Here is a 17,374-nt window from a genome sequence, read left to right as displayed (position 1 = left end):
CGCCGTGTACCGCCGCGCCTACTCCCTCCTGATCGGCACGGCGCTCGTCATGGCGGTGCTCACCTACGTCGCGCACGTCAAGTACGACCGACCGATCCTCGACCCCGAGGGCAGCTTCCTCGGGCCGTCGTACGTCCGCCTGCCGGTGCTGCTGCTGATCGCGCTCGGCATCGACCTGGTCCCGCGCACCCTCTGGTTCTCCAGGGGCAAGCCGACCGCGCTCTGGCCGCTGGTCAAGGACCGCTGGCGGACCCACTGGACGCGTGAGCGGATGCTGCTCGTCGGCCTCGCCGTCGCCGGCTTCTACATCACCTACGTCGGCTACCGGAACCTGAAGTCCTACCTGCCGTATGCACGACAGGACAGCCACGGCAACGTCCTGCTCTACGACAACGACCTGCACAAGCTCGACAGGGTGCTGTTCTTCGGGCACGACCCGAGCGACGTGTTCGGCGGACTGCTCGGCACCCACGGCCCGCTTCCCTACGTGCTCTCCTGGGTCTACCTGTTCTTCCTGCCGCTGGTCCCGATCGTCATCTGCCTCTGGGCGGTGTGGTCGCGCAACATCTCCTTCGGCTACTGGTTCGTCACCTCGCAGTGCCTGGCCTGGGCGCTGGGCACGCTGAGCTACTACCTGCTGCCGACGCTGGGCCCGGGCATCGCGTTCTCGTCCGAGTACTCCGACCGACCTCATACCAGCGCGACCCACCTGATGGATGCGATCGTGAGCGGACGCGTGAACCTGCTGTGGGGAGGCGATCGCAACACGGTCAACTCGATCGCCGGGTTCGCCAGCCTGCACACCTGCATCACCCTGCTGGTCGCGCTGATGGTGCAGTACACGATCGCCAACCGGCTGCTGAAGATCACCTGCTGGGTCTACTTCGGTCTCGTCGTCGTCGCCACGCTCTACTTCGGCTGGCACTACGTCGCCGACGACATCGCCGGTGCCGCGATCGCGATCTTCTCCTTCTGGCTCGCCGCCGTGGCCAGCGGCCAGAAGTTCGATCCGGGGATGAGAGCGCACCCGACGACCACCACCTCGAAGGTTCCCGTCGACCGCGATTGACGCCAGCCGCTAGCGTCGAGCCATGACCTCGGTGGATGTCGCAGCCCTGTCGGAGATCCTCGATGGCGAGTACGCCGAGGTGCGCGCGCTCGTCCGCGAGCAGCTGCCGGCGTACGCCTCGGTGCTGACCGACGCGGAGACCATGTCGCGCGAGAACTTCCGCGAGCGGGTGCTCGCGGTCGTCCTGGAGATGACGGCCACCGGCGCGACGGCGTACGGCTTCCCGAAGGAGTACGGCGGCGGCGAGGACATCGGCGCCAGCGTCGCGGCCTTCGAGACGCTCGCGTACGGCGACCTCTCGGTGCTCGTGAAGGTCGGGGTCAACTTCGGCCTGTTCGGCGGCGCGATCCTGCAGCTCGGCACCAAGCGCCATCACGACGCCTACCTGGGCGAGCTGACCGCCGGGCGGCTGCTGGGCTGCTTCGCGATGACCGAGGGCGGCCACGGCAGCAACGTGCAGGCGCTCGGCACGGTCGCCGTGCACGACGCGGCGACCGACGAGCTCGTCATCACCACGACCCGGCCGGACGCCTACAAGGAGTACATCGGGAACTCCGCGGCGCACGCGCGCCTGGCCGTCGTGTTCGCCCAGCTCGACGCCGGCGGCGAGCAGCAGGGGGTCCACGCGATCGTGGTGCCGCTCCGCGACGAGGCCGGGGCCGTGCTGCCCGGCGTACGCATCGAGGACGACGGCCTGAAGATGGGCCTCAACGGCGTCGACAACGGCCGGATCTGGCTCGACCAGGTGCGCGTCCCGCGCGAGAACCTCCTCAACCGGTTCGCCGACGTCACGCCCGAGGGCGCCTACGTCAGCGACATCGAGAGCGCGGGTCGTCGCTTCTTCACCATGCTCGGCACGCTCGTCCAGGGCCGCGTCTGCGTCGGCGGCGCTGGCATCTCCGCGGCCAAGGTCGCCCTCACCATCGCGGTGGAGTACGCCGACCGCCGCCGCCAGTTCGAGGCCTCCGAGGGACAGCCGGAGATCCTGCTGCTCGACTACGGCCTGCACCAGAGGCGGCTGCTGCCGCTGGTCGCCCGGACCTACGGCCTGCACTTCGCGCAGGAGATCCTGGCCGACCGCCTGGACAAGGTCTTCAGCGGGGAGCAGGACGACGAGGAGACCCGGCGCCGGCTCGAGTCGCGCGCCGCCGGCACCAAGGCGCTGGCCACCTGGCACGCCACCCGGACGATCCAGGAGTGCCGCGAGGCGTGCGGCGGCGCGGGCTACCTCGCCGAGAACCGCTTCGCCGCGCTCAAGGCCGACACCGACGTCTTCACCACCTTCGAGGGCGACAACCACGTCCTGCTGCAGATGGTCGCCAAGGGGCTGCTGACCGACTACGCCTCCGACTTCTCCGACCTCGACCAGCTGGGGATGGTGAGGTTCGTGGCCAGCCAGGCCGTCGACACGGTGCTCGAGCGGACCCGCGCCCACCAGCTGCTCAGCCAGATCAAGGACCTGCTGCCCGGCGGCGGCAGCGAGGACGAGGACAGCTGGGCCAACGACGCCGACCTGCGCGACCCGAACTACCACCGCGCGATGTACCGCTTCCGCGAGGAGCACCTCATCTCCGGCGTCGCGCGCCGGCTGCGCTCGGGCATGAAGTCCTCGACGCCCACCGCCGAGGTGTTCTCGATCGTGCAGCCCCACCTCATCGCCGCGGCTCGCGCGCACGTCGAGCGGATCGTCCTCGACGCATTCCTGGACAAGATCGACTCACTGCCCGAGGGACCCTCGCGCGACACCCTCAACCTGCTCGCCGACCTGCATGCCCTCTCGGGCATCGAAGCCGATCGGGCCTGGTTCATCGAGCACGGCCGGCTCACCGTGCAGCGGTCCAAGGCGATCACGCGTGAGGTCGGCGAGCTCTGCCGCACGATGCGCCCGGTCGCCGGCGACCTGGTCGCCGCGTTCGGCGTACCTCGCGAGATGCTGCGGGCCGAGGCCCTGATCAAGGAGGAAGCGTGAACCTGCTGCACCGAGTGCCCGGGATCGGCGGCTGGTCCGAGGACCCGCTCTGGGCGAGCTTCTACGACTGGACCGTCGAGCACCCGCTCGCGGGCGGCGCGCTCTGGCGGGCCGGGATCCACAGCGACCTCACCCGGCTCTACCGCGCAGCCGACGAGATCGGCGAGCAGCCGGCCGGCGCGCGGATCCTCGACATCCCGAGCGGGGGAGGCGTCGCCCTGCGCGGCCTGCGGCCCGACCAGGGTGTGGAGTACGTCGCTGCCGACATCTCACCGACCATGCTCGAGCGCACCATGCGGGCGGCCGCTCGTCGCGGCGTCGTCGACCAGGTCACCCCGACGTACGCCGACGTCGGCGCGATGCCCTTCCCCGACGACGACTTCGACCTCGTGGTCAGCTTCACCGGGATCCACTGCTTCCCCGACCCGCAGGCGGCGGTCGCCGAGATGTGCCGGGTGCTCAAGGCCGGCGGCGTCATCACCGGCTCGACCCTGCTCAGCGACAACGGGCTGGTCTACGAGCCGATGCGCCGCATCGGGCGGCTCGGTGGGGTCCTCGGGCCGCTCTGCACGCGCGCCGAGCTGTACGCCTGGCTGGTCGCCGGCGGCATCGAGGAGCCGGTCATCGAGGAGTCGGGCGCGATGGCCTACTTCCGCGGAGCAAAAGCAGAGTTGGGTGGCTGAGCGGAGCGAATTCGCTCCACCCGGCCACCCAACCAGTTGCTCAGTGACCGCCGTGGTCGGCCAGGCGCTGGATCGAGGCCTGGATCTCGGCCTCGGCGGCAGTCTTGTCGGCCCAGTCCGAGCCCTTGACGGACTTGCCCGGCTCGAGGTCCTTGTAGCGCTCGAAGAAGTGCTGGATCTCGTCGAGGTCCCACTCGGCGACGTCGCCGAGGTCCTGGATGTCGTCGAAGCGCGGGTCGCACGGGACGCAGAGGACCTTCTCGTCCTGGCCGGCCTCGTCCTCCATCACGTACATCGCGACGGGGCGGGCCTTGACGATCACGCCCGGGTAGACCGGGAACGGCAGCAGGACGAGGGCGTCCAGCGGGTCGCCGTCGCCACCGAGGGTGCCCTCGATGTAGCCGTAGTCGGCCGGGTAGACCATCGAGGTGAACAGCACGCGGTCGAGGTGGATACGGCCGGTCTCGTGGTCGACCTCGTACTTGTTGCGGCTGCCCTTGGGGATCTCGATGACGACGTCGAACTCGGCCACGGTCGGCTCCTCTAACTGAATCAACTAGCAAGTCGTTGGGGCTGCCCGGTGTGGGCAGCCCGGAGCATTGTCGCGCACAATGTGCGCGCAGTGCAGTCCAGCCCCAAGGAGGTACGCCGGTGGCGAACCGCAAGTCGCTCGTCGCAGTGCCCCTCGTGGTGCTCCTCGCCCTCGCCGGTGTGATCGGCTACGGCTGGTGGAACCACCGGCTGGACGACTGGTGGGACCAGGTCCGCGGCGTGGGCGGCGACGGTGGCCCGGCCGCGGTGCGAGCTCCCAAGGGCGTGGACGCCCCGGCCGTCGTACGACCTCCGGCCGTGGCGGGACCGGTCGACCTGAGCCGGGCCCCGGTCCGCGCGAAGATCGCCGCCGCGATCCAGGGCGACCTCGGCAAGAGCCTCCTCGGCGGCCACGTGCTCGCCGCCGTCGGACCGCTCGACGCCGACACGACGACGTACCGGTTCAAGTCCTCCGGCGCCTTCCTCGCCACCCCCGCCTCCACGACCAAGGTCGTCACGACCACCGCGGCCCTCTTCGTCCTCGGCGCCGGCCACACCTTCACCACCAAGACGGTCCTCAGCGGCGACCGGCTCACCCTCGTCGGCGGCGGTGACCCCTACCTGATGTCTACCCCGCAGCCGGCGAGCGAGAGCCCGACGTACCAGCTGCACCGCGCGGACATCACCACGCTGGCCGCGAAGACCGCCAAGGCGCTCAAGGCGCAGGGCCGTCACAAGGTGCGCCTCGGCTTCGACGACTCGCTGTTCAGCGGCCCGAGCGTCAACCCCTACTGGGAGCCCGACTACGTCTCCACGAGCGTCGTCTCGCCGGTGGACGCCCTCTGGGTCGACGACGGGCTGGCGCCCCAGGGCGGTCGCTCGAGCGATCCGGCCGCCGCGGCGACGCAGAAGTTCCAGGCGGCCCTGGCCAAGCGCGGCATCACGGTGACCGGTACGCCGACCCGCACCGTCGCTCCGCAGGGAGCCGCCCAGGTCGCCGCCGTGCGGAGCGCCCCGCTCGCCGACATCGTCCAGCGGATCCTGCAGGTCAGCGACAACGACGGTGCCGAGGTGCTGCTCCGCCAGGTCGGCGTCGCCGATCAGGGCGAGGGGTCCTTCACCGGGGGCCGTGCCGCCGTGCAGCGGATCATGGGGGCCAACGGCATCTCGATGCAGGGCTCCAAGCTGTACGACGGAAGCGGCCTCTCGCGCCACGACCTGATGTCGCCCGGGCTGCTGCTCGACGTGCTCCGGCTCGACGCCAGCAAGGACCACCCCGATCTCCGACCGGTCCTCGAGGGCCTGCCGGTCGCCGGGTTCAACGGCTCGCTGGCCAACCGGATGGACATGCGCTCGCCCGAGGGCCGCGGCCGGGTGCGCGCCAAGACCGGCACGCTGTCCCACGTGAGCTCGCTCGCCGGCATCGCGGTCGACCGGTCCGGCGTACCCATGGTGTTCGTGCTGATGGCCGACGACGTCGCGGGGCCCAACGAGACCAAGGCGCAGACCTGGCTCGACAACGCGGCGGCGGCGCTGGGCGCCTGCCGCTGCGGCTGAGCTTTCGCACGGTCCTACGCTTCAACCCATGAGTCAGCACGCGGCCGCGCCGGAGATGATCGACTGGAAGGTCGCGATCTCGCTGGGCGCGAAGATCGCCGGCCAGGGGCCGGTCGTGCCCCGGGCCGAGGCCGACGCCGCCGTCGCCGAGCTGCGGGCGGACGCGCACCGCTCCACCGGGCTGGTGCGCGACTTCACCGGCCTGGACGCCCCCGACGGCACCGCCCCGATCCTGGTCGTCGACCGCGCCGGCTGGGTCAAGGCCAACGTCGAGGCGTTCAAGGTCGCCACCGGTCCGCTGATCGGCAAGCTCGCCGACAAGCAGAAGAAGGTGCCGTCCGGGCTGGGCCTGACGATCGGCCAGAAGGTCACCGGCGCCGAGGTCGGCGGGCTGCTGGGCTACATGGCCGGCAAGGTGCTCGGTCAGTTCGACCCGTTCCACCCCGACCACGGCCGGCTGCTGCTGGTCGCCCCGAACATCGTCCACGTCGAGCGCGAGCTCGGTGTCGACCCCACCGACTTCCGGCTGTGGGTCTGCCTCCACGAGGAGACCCATCGCGTGCAGTTCACGGCCGTGCCGTGGATGCGCCAGCACCTCTTCGACGAGATCGCCGCGATCACCTCGGCCGTCGAGCCGGCCTCCTTGCTCGAGGGCGGCCCGCAGCGTCTCGCCGAGATCGTCAAGGCCGCGCGCGGCGGCGGCAGCGTGATCGACATGGTCAGCACGCCCGAGCAGCGCGAGGTCCTCGACCGCGTCACGGGCATGATGTCGCTGCTCGAGGGCCACGCCGACGTGGTCATGGACGGCGTCGGCCCCTCGGTCATCCCCAGCGTCGAGCACATCCGCAGCAGGTTCACCGAGCGTCGCAAGGGCGTCGGCACCCTCGACCGCATCATCCGTCGCCTGCTCGGGCTCGAGGCCAAGATGGCTCAGTACCGCGACGGTGCGGCCTTCGTGCGCGGCGTGGTCGACAAGGTCGGCATGGCCGAGTTCAACGCCGTCTGGGCCCAGCCCGCGAATCTCCCCTCCAAGGCCGAGATCGCCGACCCCGAGGCCTGGGTCGCCCGCGTCCTGGCGTGATGGCCCTCCACCCCGCGATCGCGGCCTGCCGGCTGGCCGTACGCCGGACGCTGGCCGGCCTCGAGCCGGGCGACACCGTCCTGGTGGCCTGCTCGGGCGGCCCGGACTCGCTGGCCCTGCTCTCGGCCACGGTGTTCGAGGCTCGGAAGGCCGGGGTGCTGGTGATCGGCGTGACCGTCGACCACGGCCTGCAGGAAGGCTCGAGCGAGCACACCGCCCGGGTCGTCGAGCAGATGGCCGTCATGGGTGCCTCGCAGACCGCCTCGGCCCGGGTCCAGGTCGAGGCCGGCGGCCTCGGGATGGAGGCGGCCGCCCGGCGCGCCCGCTACGACGTGCTCGAGCAGATGCGCGTGCACTTCGGCGCGGTGCTGGTGCTGCTCGGCCACACCCGCGACGATCAGGCCGAGACCGTCCTGCTCGGGCTCACCCGCGGCTCCGGTGGGCGCAGCATCGCCGGCATGCGCCGCGCTTTCGACCACTACGCCCGACCGCTGCTCGACGTCTCCCGCGACGACACCGTCACCGCGTGCCAGGTCGAGGGGCTGCAGGTCTGGCACGACCCGCACAACGACGACCCCGGCTACACGCGGGTCCGGGTCCGCAAGAAGGTGATGCCGATGCTCGAGGACCAGCTCGGTCCCGGCATCGCCGCAGCGCTGGCCAGGACCGCAGACCTGCTCCGTGACGACATGGAGGCGTTGGACGAGATGGCAGAGACGGAGTTCTGGTCGCTGGAGGAGCTGGACGTGTCGCCGTACCCAAAGGCGATCGCCACCCGCATGCTGCGGCTCGGCGCCGTCAACGCCGGTGCGATCGACGCGGAGCTGTTCCACGTGCACGTCTCGCAGCTCTACGCGCTGGCGACCGGCGAGATCCGTGGAGAGGTGCAGCTCCCAGGTCACCTCACGGCGTACCGCGACGGACGCTCCGTCGAGTTCCGCTCCACCCGTGTGGAATCCTGAACCCATGGAGTCCTCCCACGTCGAGTCCGACCTCGTCGAGGTGCTGTTCACCGAAAAGCAGATCCAGGACCGCGTGGCGGAGCTGGCCGCGCAGGTCGAGAAGGACTACGAGGGCAAGGACCTGATCATCGTCGGCGTCCTCCGGGGCGCGGTGATGATCATGGCCGACATGGCCCGCGCGCTGGACCGCCACGTCGAGATGGACTGGATGGCGGTGTCGTCGTACGGCTCGGGGACGAAGTCCTCCGGCGTCGTGCGCATCCTCAAGGACCTCGACTCCGACCTCAACGGCCGTCACGTGCTGATCGTCGACGAGATCATCGATACCGGCCTGACCCTGTCCTGGCTGACCCGCAACCTCTCCTCGCGCGGCCCGGCCAGCGTCGAGATCTGCACCCTCCTGCGCAAGCCGGAGGCCCTGCAGATGCCGGTCCAGGCCAAGTACGTGGGCTGGGACATCCCCAACGAGTTCGTCGTGGGCTACGGGCTCGACTACCGCGAGCGCTACCGCAACCTGCGCGACATCGCGACGCTCGCGCCGCACGTCTACAGCTGACGGCGGAACTCAGCGTGTGGCCGGGGCGTTTGCAGGGCAGGACCGCCGTGTACGGTCGCAGAGATCGATGAGAAGAACCGTTTGACGGTGGGAGCAGGTAATTCGTGAAGCGCCTCTTGCGCGGCCCATGGCTGTGGATCCTCGTGGCGGTCGTGGCCGTCATCCTCGCGCTGCAGTTCCTTGCGCCCGGGGGAGGGTACGACGAGGTCTCGACCTCGCAGATGTCGAAGTACATCGACGCGGGCCAGGTCAAGGAGATCTCGTTCATCGACGGTGACCAGGTCATCAAGGCCACCCTCGACGACGGGGTGCGCGGCCAGGGCGACAAGGTCACGACCCACTACATCCAGGGCCAGCAGGAGTCGATCCTCGCGAAGGTCGACGCCCAGGTCGCCAAGGGCACGATCGAGAAGTCCAACTCCGAGAACCCGCAGCCCAGCCTGCTCGGCTCCATCATCGGCACGGTCCTGCCGTTCGTGCTGATCATCCTGCTGTTCGTGTTCTTGATGAACAACGTCCAGGGCGGTGGCCGGGGCGTCATGCAGTTCGGCAAGTCCAAGGCGAAGATGATCACCAAGGACATGCCCAAGACGACCTTCGACGACGTGGCCGGGTGCGACGAGGCGATCGAGGAGCTCGGCGAGATCAAGGAGTTCCTCCAGGAGCCCGCCAAGTTCCAGGCCGTCGGCGCCAAGATCCCCAAGGGCGTCCTGCTCTACGGCCCTCCCGGAACCGGCAAGACCCTGCTCGCCCGCGCCGTCGCCGGCGAGGCGGGCGTCCCGTTCTACTCGATCTCCGGCTCGGACTTCGTCGAGATGTTCGTCGGCGTGGGCGCCTCGCGCGTGCGCGACCTGTTCGAGCAGGCCAAGGAGAACGCCCCCGCCATCGTCTTCATCGACGAGATCGACGCCGTGGGCCGTCACCGTGGCGCCGGCATGGGCGGCGGTCACGACGAGCGCGAGCAGACCCTCAACCAGCTCCTCGTCGAGATGGACGGCTTCGACGTGCGCGGCGGAGTCATCCTCATCGCCGCGACCAACCGCCCTGACGTGCTCGACCCGGCCCTGCTGCGCCCGGGCCGCTTCGACCGTCAGATCGGTGTCGACGCCCCCGACCTGGCCGGCCGCCACCAGATCCTCAAGGTGCACTCGCGAGGCAAGCCGCTGGGCCCCGACGTCGACCTGCAGAACGTCGGCCGTCGTACGCCGGGCTTCTCGGGCGCCGACCTGGCCAACGTGCTCAACGAGGCCGCGCTGCTCACCGCGCGCAACAACCAGAAGCTGATCACCGCGAGTGCCATCGACGAGGCGATCGACCGCGTCATCGCGGGCCCGCAGCGGCGTACGCGCCTGATGAGCGAGAACGAGAAGCTCATCACCGCCTACCACGAGGGCGGCCACGCGCTCGTCGCGGCGGCGCTGCCGGGCACCGACCCGGTCCACAAGATCACGATCCTGCCGCGCGGTCGCGCCCTCGGCTACACGATGGTGCTGCCCGACGAGGACAAGTACTCCCAGACCCGCAGCGAGATGCTCGACAAGCTGGCGTACATGCTCGGCGGCCGCGCCGCCGAGGAGATGGTCTTCCACGACCCGACCACCGGCGCCGGCAACGACATCGAGAAGGCCACCAACCTGGCCCGCGCGATGGTCACCCAGTACGGCATGACCGAGCGCCTCGGCGCGATCAAGCTGGGCTCGTCCGGGTCCGAGCCGTTCCTGGGCCGCGACCTCGGCCACCAGCGCGACTACTCCGAGGACGTCGCCGCGATCGTGGACGAGGAGGTCAAGAAGTTCCTCGCCACCGCGCACCAGGAGGCCTTCGACATCCTGGTCGAGAACCGTGACGTGCTCGACGACCTCGTGCTCCAGCTGCTCGACAAGGAGACGCTCGACAAGGCCCAGGTCGCCGAGATCTTCACGCCCCTGCGCCGCCGTCCCGAGCGTCCGGCCTGGACCGGCTCGCCCACCCGCATCCCCTCCACGATCCCGCCCGTCGAGATCCCCGAGGAGATCCGCAAGCGCGCGCAGGTCCCGCCCCCGGTCGACACCCCGTCCGGCACGACGCCCACGGGCGGCACGGTCGAGGGCCCGGTCATTCCTGAAGGCCCCGGTCCCATCGACCTCTGACCGCACCGCGGTGAAGGCGTGAGCAAGGCCGTCCTAGACTCGCGGCGTGCCTGATCCGATCAGCCTCGCCGAGCGCGACGACGTACCCGACTTCGACCACGCGCGGGCCGAGGCCGCCGTGCGCGAGCTGCTCGCCGCCATCGGCGAGGACCCCGAGCGCGAGGGCCTCAAGGAGACCCCGGCCCGCGTCGCCAGGGCGTACGCCGAGCTGACCCAGGGGCTGCACCAGAAGCCCGAGGACGTCCTCACCACGACCTTCGACCTCGGCCACGACGAGATGGTCCTGGTCCGTGACATCGAGCTGTGGTCGATGTGCGAGCACCACCTGGTGCCGTTCACGGGGGTCGCGCACGTCGGCTACATCCCGGCAGCGAGCGGCAAGATCACCGGGCTGTCCAAGCTGGCCCGGCTAGTCGACGTCTACGCCAAGCGCCCGCAGGTGCAGGAGCGGCTGACGACGCAGGTTGCCGACGCGCTCATGGAGATCCTCGAGGCGCGTGGCGTGATCGTGGTGATCGAGGCCGAGCACCTCTGCATGACGATGCGCGGCGTGCGCAAGGCCGGTGCCCGCACCATCACCTCCGCGGTCCGCGGCCAGATGCTGAGCGGCCCGACCCGCGCCGAGGCGATGGCGCTGATCCACTCCGCCCGATAGCGCGAGCGCTGCCATGGCATCCCGGCCGCTGGTGATGGGGGTCGTCAACGTCACCCCCGACTCGTTCTCCGACGGGGGGAGGTACGCCGACGCCGACCGCGCCGCCGCGCACGGCCGGTCGCTGCTGGCCGACGGCGCCGACATCCTTGACATCGGCGGCGAGTCCACCCGTCCGGGCGCGACCCGGCCCTTGCTCGAGGAGGAGCTCGACCGCGTCGTGCCCGTCATCGAGGCGCTGGCCGCCGACGGTGCCACCGTCTCCGTCGACACCATGCGCCACGAGGTCGCGGCCGCCGCCCTCGCGGCCGGCGCGACGATCGTCAACGACGTCTCCGGCGGCCTGGCGGACCCGGCCATCCTCGAGGTGGTCGCGGCCTCGGAGGCGACGTACGTCGCGATGCACTGGCGCGCCCACAGCGACCGGATGCAGTCGCTCGCGACGTACGACGGACCGGGCGGTGTGGTCGAGGCCGTGCACGCCGAGCTGTCGGAGCGGGTCGTGGCGGCGCGCGCCGCCGGCATCCCGGACGAGCGGCTGGTGCTCGACCCGGGGCTGGGCTTCGCCAAGCTGCCCGAGCACAACTGGGAGCTTCTGCGCCACCTCGACCGCATCGCCGACCTCGGTCTGCCCCTGCTGGTCGGCGCCAGCCGCAAGACCTTCCTGGGCCGGCTGCTCGAGGCCGGGGGCGAGCCTCGACCGGTGGGCGAGCGCGAGGCCGCCGGCGTTGCGGTGACCGCGCTCCTGGCCGCGCGCCAGGGCTCGGCGGACGTGTGGTGTGTCCGCGTCCACGACGTACGAGCCCACCTCGACGCGATCGCCGTTGTGACCGCATGGCAGGGTGATGGACGTGAATGATCTCGTGCCGGTGGCGCTCGACGAGCTGTCGATCGTCGGCATCGAGTGCTGGGGCCACCACGGTGTCTTCGACTTCGAGCGCCGCGACGGGCAGAAGTTCCTCATCGACCTGACGCTGGGCGTCGACACCCGTCCCGCGGCCGGGTCGGATGACTTGCGCGACACCGTGGACTACGGAAGTCTCGTGGCCGACGTTGCTGGCGCGGTGGGCACGGACCCGGTCGACCTGATCGAGACCCTTGCCGAGCGGATCGCCGCTGTCTGCCTGGGGGATCGTCGTGTTGAATGGGCTCGGGTGACCGTTCACAAACCGGACGCTCCGATCGAGAACCCGTTCGGGGACGTGCAGCTGACCATCACCCGCAGACGAGCCGCGTGAGACGCGGGCAGGAGAGGTTCGACCATGACTGAGACGCCGAATCCCAACATCATCGATGCGGACACCCTCACCGGTGAGATGCGCCCGATCCGCCGTGTCGTGATCGCCCTGGGTTCCAACCTGGGTGAGCGCTTCCAGAACCTGCAGGGCGCGGTGTCGACCCTGGCCGACACCCCCGACGTGTGGGTCACCGGCGTCTCGCCGGTCTACGAGACCACTCCGGTGAACTGCCCGCCCGGAGCCGGCACGTTCCTCAACGCGGTCGTCCTCGCCGACACCACGCTCTCCGCCTCGCGTCTCCTCGACCGGGCGCAGGCCGTCGAGCAGGCCTTCGACCGGATGCGCACCGGTGAGAAGAACGAGCCGCGCACGCTCGACGTCGACCTGATCCTGGTCGGCGACCGCCGTGCCGACACCGAGGCACTCAAGCTCCCCCACCCGTTGGCCCACGAGCGCGCCTTCGTGCTCCAGCCCTGGCTCGACCTCGAGCCCGACGCGCAGTTCCTCGACCGCGGCCCGGTCGTCGACCTGCTGGCCGCGGTGGGCACCGACGGTCTCCAGCGCCGCGACGACCTGGTCCTCGAGTTCGAGTGAGCCTCGGTTGAGGGAGGGGCTCCGGCCGACCTCCCCGCTCTCGCTGCTCGCCTGGGCGGTCGCGGGCCTGATCGGGGGTTGGGCGATCCACGGCCTGTGTGACCGGCTCTCCGTCGTACCTCCGCTCGTGCCGTGGGCGCAGCCTGCCGCTCTCTTCCTCATCGCCGCCGCTCTCGGTTGGACGGCATGGTCGACCTACCGCGCCCTGCACGTACGCCGGGAGCGCTGGTCGGTCGACAACCCCCTCAACCGGTTCGTCCTCGCGAGGGCGTCGGCGCTCGCGTGCGCCTTGGTCGGGGGCGCCTACCTCGGCTACGGGCTGAGCTGGATCGCCGACCGTGCCGACATGGCCGACGAGCGCCTCGTGCGGTCGCTGGTGGCGGCCGGTGGCGCGGCGCTCGCGGTGGTGGCCGCGCTCCTGCTGGAGCGGGCGTGCCGGGTCGGCCCGGACGACGAGGACCGCGAGACCGACCGCTGAGCGCTCGGCCCGATCCTCATCAATCACATCCGTCTCACGCGCCACGCGCGAATGTGCCGGGGAAAGGCTGTGCCCGGTTCTAACGTGGACGCATGAGTACCGCGGTTGGATCTCGTCGTCGCCAGCGCTCGACCCGTGTCGTGGTCGCGGTGGCGCTCATCTTCGTCGCTGCTGCAGTGGTCCTCGCGACCGCGCTGAGCGGCTCCTTCACCGGCGCCGTCCTCGGCGGGGTGGCTGCGTTCCTGCTGGGCGCCGCGTCCGCGAAGATCACCCACTCCGAGGTCCGCGTGACCCGCATGGAGGCCGCGCGGGAGCGGGCTCAGGTCGCGCAGGACTACAAGGCGCTGACCGAGACCCGCACCGCCGAGAACCTCGAGTTCGCCGCCGACATGCAGGGTCGCCTCGCCAAGCGTGATGCCACCGTGAGCCGCCTGGAGAAGCGGCTCTCCGACGCCGCCTCCGAGCTGGCCGAGGCCCGCCGGGACCTCTCCGACGCCACCGACCGCGCCGAGACCGCCGAGCGCGAGACCGAGCGCGTCCGCACCCGCATCGCCGATGCCGAGGACCGCGCCACCGACGCCGCCATCAGGGTCGCCGAGCTCGAGCAGCAGGTCGACGTGCTCACCGCCGAGCTGCAGAGCTGGCGCAAGGCGCCCAAGGCCAAGGCGGTCTGAGACAGCTGCCGCACGCAAGGCCCTCGCCCGCAGGTCGGGTGGGGGCTTCTTGCTTGCATGCCTGCAACCGGGCGGGCGGGGCTTCTTGCTTGCATGCATGCAAGGAGCCGCGCGACCCACCTTGCATGCATGCAAGCAAGTCCGCGGGAGTGACTACTTCTCGTCGTCGCGGAGCGCCAGGGCAGCGCGCGGGATCCCGGTGAGATCCAGCCCGGGGACGTCGACGCGACGCCCGCCGCCGTCCGGGACGCGGGGCAGCCCGCCGTGCTCGACGACGTACGAGATCACGAACGAAGCGTCCGCACGCCGGTCCTGCTCGACCATCCAGCCGACCAGCCGGTGCGCCGGCATCAGGCGCGAGCCGGTCAGGGAACCGTGGGTTCCCCAGAACTCCCGCACCCCGGCGACCAGGAGCGCCCACCAGTCGTCCGAGCAGGTGGGGATCTGCAGGAAGTAGCGCCACAGGTCGCCCGGCAGGACCCGCTCGGTGAAGACGCGGCTCACCTTGGCCGACCCGAACTCGCGCACGGTCTCCAGCGACATCCGCTTGGTCGTCCAGCGGTCCCGGAGGTCGTCGAGGGCGGCACGCTGCTGCGTGATCGAGGACCCGTCCGAGCGGATGCGCCAGTGGTACACCACGTCCGGCACGACCCCGATCAACCGAGCGTGCGTGTAGGCCCTGGTCAGCGTCGGCTGGTCCTCGTAGCGCAGCCGCTCCGGCCACGACAGGCCCGCGCCCGTCCAGAACGAACGCCGGTAGAGCTTGTTCCACGCGAACACGTCGCCGAGCAGCTCGGGTCGCTGCTCCAGGAACACCGCCGCGCGGTCGGAGTGGATGCGCTGCATCCACGGCATCGACCGCAGGGATCCGTCGACCAGCGTCTGCACGCCTCCGGTCACCAGGTCGGCACCGGTCCGCTGCAGCTGCCGCACCATCACCTCGTACGCCGACGGCGGCACCACGTCGTCGGAGTCGGCGAACGCCACGACCTCCCCGGACGTGACCGCGAACCCGGCGTTGCGCGCCGCCCCCAGCCCTCCGTTGGCCTGCCGCAGCACCTTCACCCGAGGATCCCGAGCCGCGTAGGAGGCGGCGATCTCCCCGCAGGCGTCGGGCGACCCGTCGTCCACGACGACGATCTCCAGAGCGGTGTGCGTCTGTGCGAGGAGCGAGTCCAGGCAGGCCGGCAGGTACGCCGCGGTGTCGTACGCCGGCACGACGACGCTGATGAGCGGGGGAGCGGACCGACGAAAGCGCACGGCAGCACGCTAGCGGCTGGCCCCGATGTCGCCGGGGTCACACCGGTCGGAGGTATCGCGCAGGGATGACACCGGCCTACCCTCGTCGTTGTTACTGACGAGCAGACACGTCCGGTACCCACACCGGCCCGCGCAGCGGGTGGTCGGAGGGATTGGAACGAAGGGTTCGAGATGAGCACCAACGAGTCGCCGCGCCTTCGCGTGGGCGTGATCGGCGCCGGCAAGGTCGGCGCGGTCCTCGCCGCAGCTCTCCGAGCCGCGGGCCACGACGTCGTCGCCGTCGCCGGCGAGTCCGACGCCAGTCGCCGTCGCGCGGCCGAGCTGCTGCCCGGCGTACCCCTCGAGAAGCCGACGGCCGTCGCCAAGGCCGCCGACCTGGTCCTGCTCACCGTCCCCGACGACATGCTGTCCAACGTCGTCACGATGCTGGCCGAGAGCGGCGCGCTGCGCCCCGGCCAGTACGTCGCCCACACGTCGGGTGCCCATGGCCTGGCGATCCTGGAGCCCGCCGCCCGCGCGGGCGCCCGCCCGATCGCGCTGCACCCCGCGATGACGTTCTCCGGCACCACCAAGGACCTCGACCGACTCTCCGGCTGCGTCTTCGGCCTGACCGCAGGCCCCCTCGAGCGCGCCCTCGCCGAGACGCTCGTCGCGGACCTCGGCGGCCGCCCGACCTGGGTCCCCGAGGAGATGCGCACGCTCTACCACGCGGGCCTGGCCCACGGCGCCAACCACCTCGTCACCCTCGTCAGCGAGGCGATGGGCATGCTCGCCGCCGCGGGCGTCGACGACGCGGCCGGCACTCTGCGCCCGCTGCTCGAGGCGGCTCTCGACAACGCCCTGGCCCACGGAGACGCCGCTCTGACCGGCCCGATCGTCCGCGGCGACGTCAAGACGGTGGCGGCCCACGTCCGCCAGCTCCGGCGTACCAACCCCGACTCCCTCCCCAGCTACCTCGCGCTCGCGCACGCGACCCTCGACCGCGCGGTCACCGATGGCCGGGTCCTCCCGATCCGTGCCCGCAAGATCGCCGACGTCCTGGAGACCGCCGCCCGCAAGCACCAGCTGGAGACCCGGTGAAGGTCGCCCGCACCCGAGCAGAGCTCGACGCCCTGATCACTCGCGCCACCCCGGTGGCGCTGGTCCCCACCATGGGCGCCCTCCACGACGGCCACGCCAGCCTGATGCGCCTGGCCCGGGCCCGGGCCGGCGAGGGCGCCACCCTCGTCGTCAGCCTCTTCGTCAACCCGCTCCAGTTCGGCCCGGACGAGGACTTCGACCGCTACCCCCGCACCGAGGACGCCGACCTCGAGGTCTGCACCCGCGAGGGCGTCGACATCGTCTTCGCGCCGAGCGTCGAGGAGATGTACCCCACCGGCGTCCCCCACGCGGCGACCGCGGACCCCGTCACCGTCGACCCCGGCACGACCGCCACGATCCTCGAGGGCGCCAGCCGCCCCGGCCACTTCCGTGGCGTCCTGACGGTCGTGGCCAAGCTGTTCGGCATCGTGCGCCCCGACCTCGCCGTCTTCGGTGAGAAGGACTACCAGCAGCTCGCCCTGATCCGCCGGCTCGTCGACGACCTCTGCCTGCGGGTCGAGGTGATCGGCGCCCCGACCGACCGCGAGGACGACGGGCTGGCCCGCTCGAGCCGCAACCGCTACCTCGACGACGAGCAGCGCCTCCTGGCCGCCACCTTGAGCAGGGCGCTCCGTCAGGCGCAGGCACACGCCAAGGACGGCGTACCTGCCGCTCGCCGGGCCGCCATCGGCGTCCTGGAGAGCGAGCCGGCGATCGAGCTCGACTACCTCGCCCTGACCCAGACCAACCTGAGCGAGCTGCCGGCCCATCCGGCCGCGGGCTCGGAGGGCCGCATCCTCGTGGCCGCCAAGATCGGCTCCACCCGGCTGATCGACAACCTTCCCCTGCAGTTCTGAAACC

Annotated in this window: 18 protein-coding genes; 16 read left to right on the top strand and 2 right to left on the bottom strand. The window is 70.9% G+C overall.

All coding sequences use genetic code 11. The annotated features are described in order from the left end of the window. Positions 1-4: 4 nt before the first annotated feature. Genes ACYVJ3_RS02955 through ACYVJ3_RS02945 form a run of 3 tightly spaced genes read left to right on the top strand, consistent with a single transcriptional unit; the run spans position 5 to position 3,721 of the window. The gene (locus ACYVJ3_RS02955) at positions 5-1,069 is read left to right on the top strand and encodes a phosphatase PAP2 family protein (RefSeq protein WP_460850991.1); all 1,065 of its coding nucleotides are present in this window, start codon (positions 5-7) and stop codon (positions 1,067-1,069) included. Positions 1,070-1,091: 22 nt separating this feature from the next. Continuing rightward, a complete protein-coding gene (locus ACYVJ3_RS02950) occupies positions 1,092-3,038 on the top strand; it encodes an acyl-CoA dehydrogenase family protein (RefSeq protein ID WP_460850990.1) in 1,947 nt (648 codons plus the stop codon). Next, complete coding sequence (locus ACYVJ3_RS02945; protein WP_460850989.1) at positions 3,035-3,721, top strand: class I SAM-dependent methyltransferase; 687 nt, start codon at positions 3,035-3,037, stop codon at positions 3,719-3,721. Before ACYVJ3_RS02950 ends, ACYVJ3_RS02945 begins: the two co-directional genes overlap by 4 nt. A 40-nt stretch (positions 3,722-3,761) precedes the next feature. On the opposite strand, the gene ACYVJ3_RS02940 is transcribed toward ACYVJ3_RS02945, so the two are convergent. Beyond that, the gene (locus ACYVJ3_RS02940) at positions 3,762-4,277 is read right to left on the bottom strand and encodes an inorganic diphosphatase (protein ID WP_460850988.1); all 516 of its coding nucleotides are present in this window, start codon (positions 4,275-4,277) and stop codon (positions 3,762-3,764) included. A 95-nt stretch (positions 4,278-4,372) separates the two neighbouring features. Between ACYVJ3_RS02940 and dacB the strand changes: the two genes are divergently transcribed. The 11 genes from dacB (at position 4,373) to ACYVJ3_RS02885 (ending at position 14,173) form a co-directional block, all read left to right on the top strand. Continuing rightward, positions 4,373-5,809 carry a D-alanyl-D-alanine carboxypeptidase/D-alanyl-D-alanine endopeptidase gene (dacB, locus tag ACYVJ3_RS02935; RefSeq protein WP_460850986.1) on the top strand — a complete coding sequence of 479 codons (1,437 nt, stop codon included), beginning with the start codon at positions 4,373-4,375 and terminating at the stop codon, positions 5,807-5,809. Positions 5,810-5,837: 28 nt separating this feature from the next. Beyond that, the gene (locus tag ACYVJ3_RS02930; protein WP_460850985.1) at positions 5,838-6,890 is read left to right on the top strand and encodes a zinc-dependent metalloprotease; all 1,053 of its coding nucleotides are present in this window, start codon (positions 5,838-5,840) and stop codon (positions 6,888-6,890) included. Then, a complete protein-coding gene (tilS, locus tag ACYVJ3_RS02925; protein WP_460850984.1) occupies positions 6,890-7,852 on the top strand; it encodes a tRNA lysidine(34) synthetase TilS in 963 nt (320 codons plus the stop codon). Before ACYVJ3_RS02930 ends, tilS begins: the two co-directional genes overlap by 1 nt. Before the next feature lie 4 nt (positions 7,853-7,856). Beyond that, positions 7,857-8,408 (top strand): hypoxanthine phosphoribosyltransferase, encoded by a 552-nt coding sequence (gene hpt, locus ACYVJ3_RS02920; RefSeq protein WP_460850983.1) that lies wholly within the window; start codon positions 7,857-7,859, stop codon positions 8,406-8,408. Positions 8,409-8,512: 104 nt separating this feature from the next. Beyond that, complete coding sequence (ftsH, locus tag ACYVJ3_RS02915; RefSeq protein ID WP_460850982.1) at positions 8,513-10,537, top strand: ATP-dependent zinc metalloprotease FtsH; 2,025 nt, start codon at positions 8,513-8,515, stop codon at positions 10,535-10,537. Between the two features lie 46 nt (positions 10,538-10,583). Further along, positions 10,584-11,192: a GTP cyclohydrolase I FolE gene (folE, locus tag ACYVJ3_RS02910; protein ID WP_460850981.1), complete on the top strand. Its 609-nt coding sequence runs from the start codon at positions 10,584-10,586 to the stop codon at positions 11,190-11,192. A 13-nt stretch (positions 11,193-11,205) separates the two neighbouring features. Continuing rightward, a complete protein-coding gene (gene folP, locus ACYVJ3_RS02905) occupies positions 11,206-12,048 on the top strand; it encodes a dihydropteroate synthase (protein WP_460850980.1) in 843 nt (280 codons plus the stop codon). 10 nt (positions 12,049-12,058) lie between these two features. Then, positions 12,059-12,427, top strand: coding sequence for a dihydroneopterin aldolase (gene folB / locus ACYVJ3_RS02900; protein ID WP_460850979.1), 369 nt, complete (start codon positions 12,059-12,061; stop codon positions 12,425-12,427). Positions 12,428-12,451: 24 nt separating this feature from the next. After that, positions 12,452-13,021, top strand: a complete 570-nt coding sequence (gene folK, locus ACYVJ3_RS02895) for a 2-amino-4-hydroxy-6-hydroxymethyldihydropteridine diphosphokinase (protein ID WP_460850978.1) — start codon at positions 12,452-12,454, stop codon at positions 13,019-13,021. Between the two features lie 7 nt (positions 13,022-13,028). Then, on the top strand, positions 13,029-13,499 hold the full coding sequence (locus ACYVJ3_RS02890) for a DUF3180 family protein (protein WP_460850977.1): 471 nt from the start codon (positions 13,029-13,031) through the stop codon (positions 13,497-13,499). A 92-nt stretch (positions 13,500-13,591) separates the two neighbouring features. Then, positions 13,592-14,173 carry a hypothetical protein gene (locus ACYVJ3_RS02885; RefSeq protein WP_460850976.1) on the top strand — a complete coding sequence of 194 codons (582 nt, stop codon included), beginning with the start codon at positions 13,592-13,594 and terminating at the stop codon, positions 14,171-14,173. Between the two features lie 153 nt (positions 14,174-14,326). Here ACYVJ3_RS02885 and ACYVJ3_RS02880 read toward each other — a convergent pair whose 3' ends face one another. Then, positions 14,327-15,433: a glycosyltransferase family 2 protein gene (locus ACYVJ3_RS02880; protein ID WP_460850975.1), complete on the bottom strand. Its 1,107-nt coding sequence runs from the start codon at positions 15,431-15,433 to the stop codon at positions 14,327-14,329. A gap of 171 nt (positions 15,434-15,604) precedes the next feature. Between ACYVJ3_RS02880 and ACYVJ3_RS02875 the strand changes: the two genes are divergently transcribed. Next, positions 15,605-16,513 carry a Rossmann-like and DUF2520 domain-containing protein gene (locus tag ACYVJ3_RS02875; RefSeq protein ID WP_460850974.1) on the top strand — a complete coding sequence of 303 codons (909 nt, stop codon included), beginning with the start codon at positions 15,605-15,607 and terminating at the stop codon, positions 16,511-16,513. Continuing rightward, positions 16,510-17,370, top strand: coding sequence for a pantoate--beta-alanine ligase (gene panC, locus ACYVJ3_RS02870; protein ID WP_460850973.1), 861 nt, complete (start codon positions 16,510-16,512; stop codon positions 17,368-17,370). The genes ACYVJ3_RS02875 and panC overlap by 4 nt, the downstream gene beginning before the upstream one ends. Positions 17,371-17,374 lie beyond the last annotated feature (4 nt).

It is taken from the genome of Nocardioides montaniterrae, from assembly GCF_054782655.1.
This window is presented reverse-complemented; position numbering and strand designations above follow the sequence as displayed.